Consider the following 12440-nt stretch of genomic DNA (forward strand, 5'->3'; position numbering starts at 1 on the left):
AATACATAACGCTACATAATGTGTTTAAAAAACAAGCTACTGTAGATATTTGAGTTCTTTTGCATTCACAACTAATCGTTGAGGGCAACAATGGCATTTCGAAATAATGTTCCGCAAGCCAGTTGGCGTCTGGCTAAAATTGCGTTGGGCGGTGTCGTTTTGGCTGGTTTAGCTGTTGGAACCTATGTCTATGCTCAGCCGAAACCGTTGCAAACTGTTTATAAAGTTGAACTGGACCGATATTTAGGTGTCTGGTATGAAGTCGCTCGTAAGCCTGCATTTTTCCAGAAAAAATGTGCTTATAACGTATCAGCAACTTACACCTTAAACGAAAATGGAAATGTAGTTGTAGATAATCGCTGTTACGATAATCGAAAACAATTACAGCAATCTATCGGGGAAGCCTTTGTGGTTAACCCACCATATAACACTAAATTGAAAGTTAGTTTTTTACCTGAAGCGGTAAGGTGGATTCCAGTAATTCGCGGGGACTACTGGATTTTAAAACTTGATGAAGACTATCAGACGGTCTTAGTAGGCGAGCCTTCACGTAAATATCTTTGGGTTCTATCAAGAACTCCTCATCCTGAGCAAGAAGTGGTAGATGAATATCTAAATTATGCAAAAACATTAGGTTTTGATATCCGAGATGTTATCCGTACAGAACATAAAGAATAATGGTGTATGTCGGGTTAAGAAGAATCCATGTTTTTACATGGTTTTTTCTTTTTTATAGTGGATAAATCAAGTATTGTAGGGAGCTATTTTTACTAAAGTCTAAGAGGTTGATGATGTTTAAGGGCGTGATCTTGTCTGTCATGGCATCATTCACTTTTGGTGTACTTTATTTTTATACTCAATTATTAAGCCAGCTAGATAGTGAGCAAACTTTTGGATGGCGGATTATTGCAACATTACCGTTCCTTACTTTATTTATGTGGTGGAGTGGTGATTTAGCGTATATCAAAAATATCTATCAGCGTATTTTGGCTAAGCCATCTTTATTATTGTTGTTAATCATCACCTCCGTTTTAACTTCAGTACAACTTTGGCTTTTTTTGTGGGGGCCTATGCATGGGCGAGGCCTACAAGTATCTTTAGGATATTTTCTATTGCCGCTTGTTCTAGTATTGGCTGGAAGTGTGCTGTATGGCGAAAAAATATCAAAATTTCAATGGGTCGCAATTATTCTTGCAGTCATTGGAGTTAGTCATGAGATATGGCGTTTAGGAAGCATTGCTTGGGAAACTGCATTGGTAGCAGTTGGCTATTCAGCTTATTTTTTATTACGTAAGAAAATTAAAACAGACAACTTAGGTGGCTTCTGGTGGGATTTGGTCATTATCATGCCAGTTGCGGTTTATTTAACACATACAGGTTTACTGCCATATAGTAAATTTTTTGATCAGCCTACGCTTGGCTTGGTCATTGTAGGCCTTGGAATTCTAAGTGCTATTGGGCTGGGAAGTTATATTCTCGCGAGTCGTTTTCTACCTTTAGTTGTGTTTGGCCTGTTGGGATATTTAGAGCCAGTATTACTTGCTTTAGCTTCTTTAGTTTTAGGGGAGAGTATTGGTCAGGAAGAATGGTTCACTTATATTCCGATTTGGTGTGCTGTTTTTGTACTCGTTTTAGAAGGGGCAATTCATCTTTATCAACAACGGCAAAAAGCCCAAAATCTGCAACTTAATATCACGAAATATCAAAAAAGATTAAAAAATGATGAGTTCAATTAGTTCGTTACAATCTAAAAAGTAAGAAAAAGCAAAAATTTAGCTGATTTAAACAATAAGATAATAAAAAATAATTATAGGTATTTTATGAATTTATGATGAATTTTAGGAAAATCTAGTCACTAACGTCAGCTTTTGATTCATTCTTGCCAATAATTCCATTACAATTACGGGGTTTTAAAAATCACGCCTAGATATAATTAATTAGAGGACGTATCTGTGAGCAAAGACACTATCATCGCCCTGCACGCTGAACACCAAGGCCGTTGGAAAAACCGTGAAGAAATCGCGGAACGTATGATTGCATTAATCGGTCAATTATACCGTGAAAAAAATATTGTCGTATCTGTTTACGGTCGCTCTTTAATTAACCGTTCTGTTATCCAAATTTTGAAAACTCACCGTCGTACACGTGTTGTAGACGTTGAGCTTTCTGTTGTAAACACATTCCCAATTTTAGAAGCTTTAGCAAAAGTTGAAAATATTGGTTCTGCAGAAGTTGATATCGGTAAACTTGCTGTTGAATACAAAGAAAAAGGCGGTGATGTTGATGCTTTTGTTGCTCAATCAGTTGAGTCAATCAAAGGTAGCGCAACTTCTGAACAACCTAAAGATGTAGTTCTTTACGGTTTTGGTCGTATTGGTCGTATCTTGGCTCGTTTAATCATTAGTCAATCAGGTTTAGGTCGTGGTTTAAGCCTTAAAGCAATCGTTGTACGTAAGTCTTCTGACGGTGACTTGGCAAAACGTGCTTCTTTACTTCGTCGTGACTCTATTCACGGTACTTTCGCTGGTACAATTTCTGTTGATGAAGAAAACGAAGCAATCATTGCTAACGGTAACTTCATTAAAGTAATTTATGCGTCTAGCCCAAGTGAAGTTGACTATACTGAATACGGTATTGAAAATGCACTTTTAATCGACAACACTGGTAAATGGCGTGATGCTGAAGGTCTAAGCCAACACTTGAAATGCCCAGGCGTTGCACGTGTTGTATTGACTGCACCAAGTAAAGGCGAAATGAAAAACGTTGTATTTGGTGTAAACAACACAGATATCTTAGATGAAGACAAAATCATCTCTGCTGCAAGTTGTACAACAAATGCAATTACTCCAATTCTTAAAGTATTGGATGACAAATATAAAGTTCTTAACGGTCATGTTGAAACTGTTCACTCATTTACAAATGACCAGAACTTAATCGATAACTACCATAAAGCAGATCGTCGTGGCCGTGCTGCTACTTTGAACATGGTAATTACAGAGACTGGTGCAGCTAAAGCAGTTGCTAAAGCATTACCTGCATTGAAAGGTAAGTTAACTGGTAACTCTGTACGTGTTCCTACACCAAACGTATCTCTTGCAATCTTGAACTTAACGCTTGATAAAGAAGTTGATCGTGAAGAAGTCAACGAATACATTCGTCAAATCTCGATTAACTCTAGCCTTCAAGGTCAAATTGGTTATACCAACTCGACTGAAGTTGTATCGAGTGACTTTATCGGTTCTCGTACAGCAGGCGTATACGACGCTCAAGCAACGATTACTTCTGGTAACCGTTTAACGGCTTATGTTTGGTACGATAACGAAGTTGGTTATAGCTGCCAAGTATTACGTATCGCTGAACAAATGTGCGGCGTAAGCTATAAAAAAATTCCAGCAGAATTGAATGCTTAAGATCATTTAACGATCTATAAAATATTTTCACAAAAAGACCCAGTTTAGACTGGGTTTTTTTATAACCGTACAAAATATATGCTGACTATTTTTTGTAAATAAATGAGAATACAAATTAAGGAAAAAAAGAAAATAGTAAGGGAAAGGAATTGTCGCAGTTTAAACGTTTATTGGTCGTTTTTATATTCATCATTATTGCCAATTTATGTGGTGTTCTGATTGCAATATGGGTATTCAAACATTTTAATATTTATATTCCACTGAAAAATCAGGCTGTTGCTATTGATTTGCAAGAACCATTACAGGTTAAAGTTAAAGTACAAGATGCTTTAAATGTGGATGTAAAAGGGCGGGTGAATGCCAGCATTCCAATTGATGAGCAACTGAATATTCCATTAACACAAACATTAACTCCGCGTGTTTACTTCGATAATATGGTGCCGATTAGCACAACCATTCCTGTCAAAGAAACTTTAAAAGTTGAGCAAAATTTACCAATTGATACTAAGGTTCAAGTGAGAGTTTTGGGACGTGATATTACGTTGCCATTGAAAGGAACAATTCCATTAAAACTTGATGTGCCAATTGATATTAGTGTCCCGCTTGAGCAAAACGTTCATTTAAAATTTGATGCGCCGGTACGCACAGTATTAAAAGAAAATCTACATATTCCTTTAAAAGCAAGATTAGATACGAATATCCCAATTGAGGGGAATTTAAATGTACCTGTCAAAACAGCGTTAGATGCTTCGGTTGATGTGAAAAATACGTTGCCTGTTAAAATTGCAAATGGTGAGTTAAAAATTCCTTTGTCCACTATGCGATTAAATCGAGTATTAGGCTCAGAAAAATCTCAAACGACAGCTGATCAATAGGGTGGATGCTAATGTTTCGTTCACTCAAGAGTATGTTAATCAGTTTCTTTTTAATGATGATTCTTGCGGCTATTATGTTTTGGGTTTATCTCAACATTCAGGCAAATTTAGTCGTCTCGGCTCATAATGCTGATATTAGTTTACCTGATTCTTTAGAAACAAAGATTCAAGTTGGCAATACGTTACAAGTTCAGTCGATTGGTAAACTTGATACAACATTAGATATAGACCGCCAATTAACTTTACCTTTAAAAGGAAAATATTTGGCAGATTTAAATTTTGCTGTAGAAACACCAATTACAGTAAGTGTTGACTATTCAACGACTCTAAAAATTGATCAGGTTATGCCTTTAGAAACTACTACGGATTTGGTTTATCAAAGTAAATTCTTGCCAAAATTTCCACTTAAATTAGATATTCCTATTAAGTTGGATGTGCCTTTTAATTTAAAACGTAGTTATACCGTGCCCGTTAAAATTGTTTTTGATGGGCCTGTTTATTTTGAATTCGATGAGCCTGTAAATTTATCGGTGAAACATCAGTTTAAACCAAGCCTAGATGTGAATGATCCTATGGAAATGGGGAATATCTCATCATTTAATGCCATCATGTATAATTCTGTGACAAAAACAAAAGCCAATCTTGATATGCAAATGACTTTACCTCTGCGCAATGTGCATCCTTGATAATTAAATAAAATTGGTTAAATTTTATTTTTTATAAGAATCCTATTTGCAAATCCAAAAGTATCTTGTGGATTAAAGATAAAACAGATCGTTATAAATGGAATAGTTCCATTTTATATTCGAGAATTTTATGAAAATATGGCAGAATAGGCGGTTTTAGAGTTTTTAGAGGATTGGCAGATGCGCTTTGTTGATGAAGCAGTCATTACCGTAGAGGCTGGCGACGGTGGCAATGGCGTAGCCAGTTTTCGCCGTGAAAAATTTGTACCATTTGGTGGCCCAGATGGTGGTGATGGCGGACGTGGTGGAAGTATCTATATTCAAGCTGATGACGATACAAGTACGCTAGTCGATTACCGTTACACACGTAAATTCCGTGCTGAGCGTGGAAAAAACGGTGCAGGTGCTAACTGTACTGGACGTGGTGGTGAAGATGTGGTTTTAAAAGTACCCGTTGGTACAACAATTGTTGATACAGATTCAGGCGATATTATTGGCGATTTGGTTGAAGACGGCCAAAGAATTCTGGTTGCTGGTGGTGGTGAAGGTGGTTTAGGTAACACTCACTTTAAATCATCAACTAACCGCGCGCCGCGTAAATGTACGACTGGTACAAAAGGTGAGTTCCGCGAAATTCGTCTTGAATTAAAAGTATTGGCAGATGTTGGTTTATTGGGTATGCCAAATGCCGGTAAATCTACTTTCATTCGTGCTGTAAGTGCTGCAAAACCAAAAGTAGCAGATTATCCATTTACAACCATGGTTCCAAACTTGGGTGTAGTCGATGCTGACCGCCATCGTTCATTTGTAATGGCCGATATCCCCGGATTAATCGAGGGTGCGGCAGAGGGTGCAGGTTTAGGAATTCGCTTCCTTAAGCATTTGGCACGTACTCGTATTCTTTTACACATTATTGATGTACAACCAATCGATGGTTCAGATCCAGCGCATAATGCAAAAGCAATTATGAACGAGTTGGCTAAGTTTTCACCTACTTTGGCGAAATTACCAGTTGTTTTAGTACTCAATAAACTTGATCAGATTGCTGAAGAAAGCCGTGAAGAGTGGTGTCAGCATATTCTAGATGAACTAGAGTGGACTGGACCTGTCTTTAAGACATCAGGCTTATTAAGCGAAGGTACAAAAGAAGTTGTGTATTACCTGATGGATCAGATTGAACAACAACGCGAACGCGAAGTTGAAGATCCTGAATATGCAGCAGAAGTAAGAGCTTTCCGTGAACAACTAGAAGTTGAAACACGTGAACAAACCATTGCGGCAAAAGAAGCATATCGTGCAATGCGTCGAGCACAACGTCTCGAAAGCATGATGGACGACGATGACGATTTTGACGATGATGAAGACGACAATGATGTAGAAGTCATCTACGTTCGTGACTAGAAAACCGAGGGAAACATGATAGAAGTGGTCGATGGGCAACGTCAGCTCAGTGAGTGTAAACGAATCGTTGTTAAAATCGGATCATCTTTACTTACAGCTAATGGGCAAGGTTTAGATCTGGATGCTATTTCGCATTGGGCGAAACAGATTGCAGATCTACACAATGCAGGACACGAAATTATTTTAGTGTCATCAGGAGCTGTAGCAGAAGGTATGGTTCGTATGAAGCTTGCGAGTCGACCCACCGATCTACCCAGTCTACAAGCCTGTGCTGCAATTGGGCAGATGGGCTTAATTCATACTTGGTCTAGTGTGCTTGAAAATCATGGTATTCGTACTGCTCAGGTCTTATTGACTCATGATGATTTGGCAGATCGCCGTCGTTATCTGAACTCGTGTGATGCTTTGCAAAACTTGATTGATTGGCGTGTGATTCCGGTCATTAATGAAAATGACACGGTGTCTACCGATGAGATCCGGTTTGGTGACAATGATACCTTAGCTGCGATGGTTGCAGGTCAGGTTCACGCAGAATTGCTGATTATTTTAACGGATCAGCAAGGTATGTTTGACTCAGATCCACGTCATAATCCTGATGCTAAATTAATGTCTACCGTTCGTGCTATGGATGATGATTTATTCGACATGGCTGGTGGTGGTGGTGTACTCGGGCGTGGTGGAATGGTCACTAAAGTTCGTGCTGCACGTTTAGCTGCTAAATCGGGTTGCCCAACGCTCATCGCGAGTGGTGAAAGTGATAATGTCCTGTCACGTGCGATGGCAGGTGAGATGCTTGGTACTTTGTTTACTACTGATAAAGACCGCATGACTGCTCATCAACAGTGGCTTGCTGCTCATTTACAAACAGCAGGTCGTCTTGTGATTGATGATGGTGCTGTTGAAGCGATTAAATTGAAGCATCGCAGTTTGCTCCCTGTTGGAGTTAAGACTGTAGAAGGGCATTTTGATCGTGGTGATGTGGTTGAATGTGTTGATAAACAAGGTAAACGTATTGCAGTGGGTCGAGTGAATTTTAGCTCGCGATCTGCTGAAATTATTAAAGGCTTAGCCTCTGATAAGGTTTATCAAGTGCTTGGTGAAGCCCGTTCACTTGAAATGATTCATCGTGATCATATGGCAATTTATTAAGTTATATTCAAATAAAAAGCTCGCTTTATGCGAGCTTTTTTTCTGGTGTTAAGCGAGGTAAATCACGATCTTCACCTACCATATAGGGATGTGTGGCGAGACTGAGCATGTCTAGGTCTTCTGAACTATTGCCATAAGCATAAATCTGATGGTAATGTTGTAGCGTATATTGCTGATGTATTCTTAACTTCTTTTGTTCACTACTACAATCCGGAGTGGAATAGTAACCCGTCATCATGCCGTTTTTAATTTGAGTTTCGGTACAAATCAACTCGATATCTAATAACTTGCAAAGTGGAGCAAGATAGACATCAATTGAAGCCGAAACTAATACTACTCGATCACCACGCAACTGATGGTGTTGTAACTGAGTGAAAATTTCAGGCGAAAGCGCAGAAACTAACTCTTGGGCGTATTCTTCACCTAATCTTTGTAATTCAATTGCAGGGGTATCTTTAAACATGCTGCGAAATAACTTGGCACGCATGGCATGAGCTGGATAAAAGTTAAGATAGTAGGCTTGAATCCATGGCAGAATTTTCAAGCCTTGCTTAACAATGTGACGCTTAGATAAAGCATAAAAGATGAACCCTGTAAAACTATCTTTACTACACAAGGTTCCATCAAAATCGAATAGGGCGAGATTATTTATAGTCTTATTCTTTTCGCTCTTTGCATACATGATTCATATCGTCCGTTTACGCGGGTTGCAAACCAGTTAGTATTATAGTCACGACTTAATTTTGGCCCAGAAATAACTACTTGGGGCATAATCGCATAGATAGGTTCTTTACCTGTCTTAGCTTTATAAAGTTTAGTCAGGGCAATATAGGTTTGTGTACTTTCAAACTTTTTCTCTTTTTCTAATTTAAGATCATCACGAATTTGTCTTGGGGTAACCAAAATATTATTTTTTGCAAATACAGTAATGAGTTCTTTTTCGGACTGACTTGGAGCTGATCGTACATCACCATCTTTTGTGTAAAGAAGTAAATCACCATCTAATCCTAGTTCAACATCCGTTAAATCATTCAACATACTCTGAAATGCTGAATTTCGGCTGGAATACATACCTGAATTATAATCAGCAAAACGATAAATAGCCTTATCATAATTAGCTGGATAACTCATTAAACGATGAATACCGTAATATAAACCGCCATATTGGGTGTATAAATCATTACGAAGTTCTGCGATATTCATGCTAGAGCGTTTATTGGCTTTGGCATAATTAATATGCACTTGCATAGAACCTAAAGTCGTAATAGGGTTCATTTTTTCGCCAATATCTTGCCCAACTAGTTTAGCAGCGCCTGTTAAAGCGCTGACATGATAATGCTTGGCCATAAAATCGAAAATTTCACGATAAAGTAAATCGAGTTCTTTCTCGGTTTTAACTTTACGCATCCGACTCATATAATTGTCGTCTGGTGATGGCTGGGTTTTAAGAACTTCTTCAAAATAGCCTGCAACTGTACCACCAATTTTTTGACCTAGTTTAGCTTCGAATTTTTCTTGTAAACGAGTATTTACTTCTTGAACTGCTTTTGTGCCTAACCCAGGGACTTGGGGGTCTGCTACAAAATTCGACTCTTGATCCACCACGGCAATAATGCTGCATACATTTTTTTTAGTTTTAGGTACATCTAAGTCTTGCATAATATCATCGATATCATTAGCCCAAGACTCACGATCATTCACACGCGATGGGATTAGACGTTTAATCTGTTGGCTTTCTAGTTCAGGCTCATCATTGTTTGACCACCAAGCTTTATCACCACAAGCAGCTAAACTCATGCATACGGCAGCCATGCCGAATGATTTTAATAAAAAACGGGAAGACAACGGTTTGTTCATGGCGAGGAAAGCACCTGCATAAAAAGATGAGCCGATTAAGCGGATGAAGTATACTATGTTGATCATCAATTGTATGAATATATATGTATATTGGTCCCTATCAACTGTCAAATAATTTAATTGTTGCTCCTATGGCCGGAGTCACTGACCGTCCATTTAGAACACTCTGCAAGTATTTTGGCGCCGGCCATGCCGTCAGTGAAATGATGACTGCCGATAAAACTTTGCGGATGAGCAAGAAGAGCCTCTACCGTGCAAATTTTGATGGTGAACTCGCCCCAATCTCTGCTCAAATTGCAGGTTCTGATCCTGAACAGTTAGCAGAGGCTGCACGTTATCAAGTCGCAAATGGCGCACAAATTGTTGATATCAATATGGGATGTCCAGCCAAGAAAGTATGTAACAAACTTGCCGGCTCAGCATTATTACAAGATGAAGACTTGGTGGCGCGAATTCTTGATGCGGTTGTCGCAGCTGTTGATGTTCCTGTGACTTTAAAAACCCGTTTGGGCTTTTTAAATGGTCAAGAAAATATTTTAAGAGTCGCAAAGAGAGCAGAAGAAGCAGGAATTGCTGCGCTAGCGTTACATGGCCGTACCCGTGAAGATATGTATTTAAATACGGCACGCTATGATTTAATCAAACATGTTAAAGAATTAATCAATATTCCACTTATTGCGAACGGTGATATTGATAGTCCTGAAAAAGCGAAATATGTGCTCGACTATACAGGAGCTGATGCAATCATGATTGGTCGTGCTGCTCAAGGCCGACCATGGATTTTCCGTGAAATTGCTCATTATTTAAAAACTGGAGAGTACTTAGCTGCACCTAATATTGAAGAGGTGAAACAGGTATTACTTGGGCATTTATCAGAACTTTATCAATTTTATGGTGAATATTCTGGATGCCGTATTGCTCGTAAACACATTGCTTGGTACACCAAAGGATTACGTTCAAGTAACGAATTCCGCCAAAATATGTATAAAGTTGAAAGTACTGCTGAACAAGCAGTAGTAGTCGAAAACTATTTTAATCAGCTATTGGCTGAAGGAAATTTGATGAGTGATGTACAAGTTGAGCAAGTTAATTTACTAGAAACTCATTAAATAAAAGCCAGTATACGGTTACTGGCTTTTTTAGATTTACTCATCTTCTAACATTTCTACGACTAACTGGTTAACCAGATCAGCAGCATCTAGCTCTCTTATTTGCGAAACATTACTACCTGCCCAAAAAGCACCGAAGCCATAGTCTTTATTCTTGCTTGCAATTGCATTGAGTTGCTTAGCCAAATCATAGGTATATGGATATTCTGGTTGAGGAGGGCGATCGGGTAGATCAATTTGAGTATGCCAATGGTTGAGCAGGCCACGTGCAGGACGTCCAGAAAGACTGGCGCTGATTTGCGTCACAGACTCATTAAATAAAGCTTTACGATATTCGGCAGATGCATTTGAAGTTGGGCATTGAACAAATGCTGTTCCGAGTTGAACAGCAGTAGCTCCTAAGCTCAACATATGTCGTGCTTGTGCTCCGTTCATAATTCCACCAGCAGCTACCACAGGGCGTTTGCAATGTTGGACAATTAGATGTACTAAATCACTTGTTTTGATTGCTGCATCAAAGGTCTTATTAAAGATTCCACGATGGCCGCCTGCTTCAATACCTTGAGCAATAATAATATCAATACCGGCCGCTTCAATGGCTTGAGCTTCAACTAAATTGGTAGCAGACACCATAGTGATAATTCCAGCATCTTTTAATGCCTGAATTTGATGGGGATGAGGAATTCCAAAATGAAAACTGACAGCTTTAGGTTTGGTTTCTAATACGACATTTAGAAAATCATCGTTATCAAGAAAACTTGGATAAATACAGTTTAAGTTTTGAGGTGGCTGTTCTCCAAACTTTTCAAATTGTGGACGTAAATATTCAATCCATTGTGTTGAGGTTTGAGAATTCAGTTGTTCGGGGTGATGGCAGAAAAAATTAACCTGAAATGATTTTTCTGTAAGTGTTTGAGTTTTTAAAATCAGTTCACGTGCACTTTGCGCCGTATTTGCACCTAAACCTAAGGACCCAAGACCACCCTGATTAGAAACTTCTGCTGCAAGTTCAGGTGTAGATACACCTGCCATAGGCGCAAGAAAAATCGGATGTTTAATTTCAAGTTGTTGTAATAGGGTCATTTTATTCACCTCATTTCTTTGTGTTCACCATAACGTGAAATCAGAACCAAGCGCAAATAATATTGGGCATTTAGTTTTTAAATATTTAGTTCTTCAATATTAATAAGTTCTGATTTTTTAAAGTGGAGTAACTTGAAATAAAGACCCGATCCAGCTTGAAAAAGCCATCGCTAAAATTCCCCACAAGGTAATACGTAAACTTCCTTTAAGCTTAGAAGTGCCCGCAAAATGACTTGATAGCGCTCCTAAAAAAGCCAATGAAATAATGCCGAATATTAAGACGGTTTTTTCGATCCAAACTTCCGGGCTGAGTAAAATAGCCAGCATAGGAAACAAAGCACCAAATGAAAATGAGCCAGCTGAAGCTAACGCGGCTTGGATAGGATTTGCTGCGGTATTTTCATGAATGCCAATTTCATCGCGTGCGTGAGCCCCTAATGCATCATGATTTGTAAGTTGAGTAGCAACTTGTAGAGCTAAATCAGGTTCTAAACCTCTTGATATATAAATTTGGGTGAGTTCATCCAGTTCACGTTGTGGATGCTTTTTGAGTTCTTGTGCCTCAAACTTTAAGTCTGCTTTTTCAATATCTTCTTGTGATTTTACAGAAATATACTCTCCAGCAGCCATAGAAGTTGCACCGGAAATTAAACCAGCAATACAAGTAATAAGAAGGGTATGAGCAGTGGCCCCACTTGCAGCCATTCCCATAATTAGGCTAGTAACGGAAATAATTCCATCGTTAGCGCCTAATACGGCTGCCCTTAACCAACCTGAGCGATGAATAAAATGATGTTCTGGATGTTGAGAAAAGGACATATTTTCCCCTATTTGTAGTTATAAATTTTTATCTTATCCTATAAGATTATT

The 12440-nt window shown here is 38.6% G+C and carries 12 protein-coding genes; 8 read left to right on the top strand and 4 right to left on the bottom strand.

Features of this window, described 5'->3' with window-relative positions; translation table 11 throughout:
- Positions 1-90: 90 nt before the first annotated feature.
- The 7 genes from HLV59_RS04715 (at position 91) to proB (ending at position 7521) form a co-directional block, all read left to right on the top strand.
- Complete coding sequence (locus HLV59_RS04715; protein ID WP_125697510.1) at positions 91-678, top strand: lipocalin family protein; 588 nt, start codon at positions 91-93, stop codon at positions 676-678.
- Positions 679-788: 110 nt separating this feature from the next.
- Positions 789-1736: an EamA family transporter RarD gene (gene rarD / locus HLV59_RS04720; RefSeq protein ID WP_171429431.1), complete on the top strand. Its 948-nt coding sequence runs from the start codon at positions 789-791 to the stop codon at positions 1734-1736.
- Between the two features lie 216 nt (positions 1737-1952).
- The gene (locus tag HLV59_RS04725) at positions 1953-3410 is read left to right on the top strand and encodes a glyceraldehyde-3-phosphate dehydrogenase (RefSeq protein ID WP_005067858.1); all 1458 of its coding nucleotides are present in this window, start codon (positions 1953-1955) and stop codon (positions 3408-3410) included.
- 149 nt (positions 3411-3559) lie between these two features.
- On the top strand, positions 3560-4285 hold the full coding sequence (locus HLV59_RS04730; RefSeq protein ID WP_016146102.1) for a hypothetical protein: 726 nt from the start codon (positions 3560-3562) through the stop codon (positions 4283-4285).
- Between the two features lie 11 nt (positions 4286-4296).
- A complete protein-coding gene (locus HLV59_RS04735; RefSeq protein WP_171429432.1) occupies positions 4297-4971 on the top strand; it encodes a hypothetical protein in 675 nt (224 codons plus the stop codon).
- Positions 4972-5151: 180 nt separating this feature from the next.
- The gene (gene cgtA / locus HLV59_RS04740; protein WP_002118576.1) at positions 5152-6372 is read left to right on the top strand and encodes an Obg family GTPase CgtA; all 1221 of its coding nucleotides are present in this window, start codon (positions 5152-5154) and stop codon (positions 6370-6372) included.
- 15 nt (positions 6373-6387) lie between these two features.
- Positions 6388-7521: a glutamate 5-kinase gene (proB, locus tag HLV59_RS04745; protein ID WP_031949038.1), complete on the top strand. Its 1134-nt coding sequence runs from the start codon at positions 6388-6390 to the stop codon at positions 7519-7521.
- Between the two features lie 25 nt (positions 7522-7546).
- Here proB and HLV59_RS04750 read toward each other — a convergent pair whose 3' ends face one another.
- Together HLV59_RS04750 and HLV59_RS04755 are read right to left on the bottom strand one after the other, a co-directional pair.
- Complete coding sequence (locus HLV59_RS04750; RefSeq protein WP_016146098.1) at positions 7547-8203, bottom strand: HAD-IB family hydrolase; 657 nt, start codon at positions 8201-8203, stop codon at positions 7547-7549.
- Positions 8170-9378, bottom strand: a complete 1209-nt coding sequence (locus HLV59_RS04755; RefSeq protein WP_031949037.1) for a DUF1615 family protein — start codon at positions 9376-9378, stop codon at positions 8170-8172. The genes HLV59_RS04750 and HLV59_RS04755 overlap by 34 nt, the downstream gene beginning before the upstream one ends.
- 83 nt (positions 9379-9461) lie before the next feature.
- Here HLV59_RS04755 and dusB point away from each other — a divergent pair, with 83 nt between their 5' ends.
- On the top strand, positions 9462-10487 hold the full coding sequence (gene dusB / locus HLV59_RS04760) for a tRNA dihydrouridine synthase DusB (protein ID WP_016146096.1): 1026 nt from the start codon (positions 9462-9464) through the stop codon (positions 10485-10487).
- A 36-nt stretch (positions 10488-10523) separates the two neighbouring features.
- Here dusB and HLV59_RS04765 read toward each other — a convergent pair whose 3' ends face one another.
- Together HLV59_RS04765 and HLV59_RS04770 are read right to left on the bottom strand one after the other, a co-directional pair.
- Positions 10524-11570 carry an NAD(P)H-dependent flavin oxidoreductase gene (locus HLV59_RS04765; RefSeq protein WP_171429433.1) on the bottom strand — a complete coding sequence of 349 codons (1047 nt, stop codon included), beginning with the start codon at positions 11568-11570 and terminating at the stop codon, positions 10524-10526.
- 117 nt (positions 11571-11687) lie between these two features.
- Positions 11688-12389: a VIT1/CCC1 transporter family protein gene (locus tag HLV59_RS04770; protein WP_171429434.1), complete on the bottom strand. Its 702-nt coding sequence runs from the start codon at positions 12387-12389 to the stop codon at positions 11688-11690.
- Positions 12390-12440 lie beyond the last annotated feature (51 nt).

Source organism: Acinetobacter lactucae (genome assembly GCF_013122135.1).
Classification (GTDB): Bacteria; Pseudomonadota; Gammaproteobacteria; order Pseudomonadales; family Moraxellaceae; genus Acinetobacter; species Acinetobacter lactucae.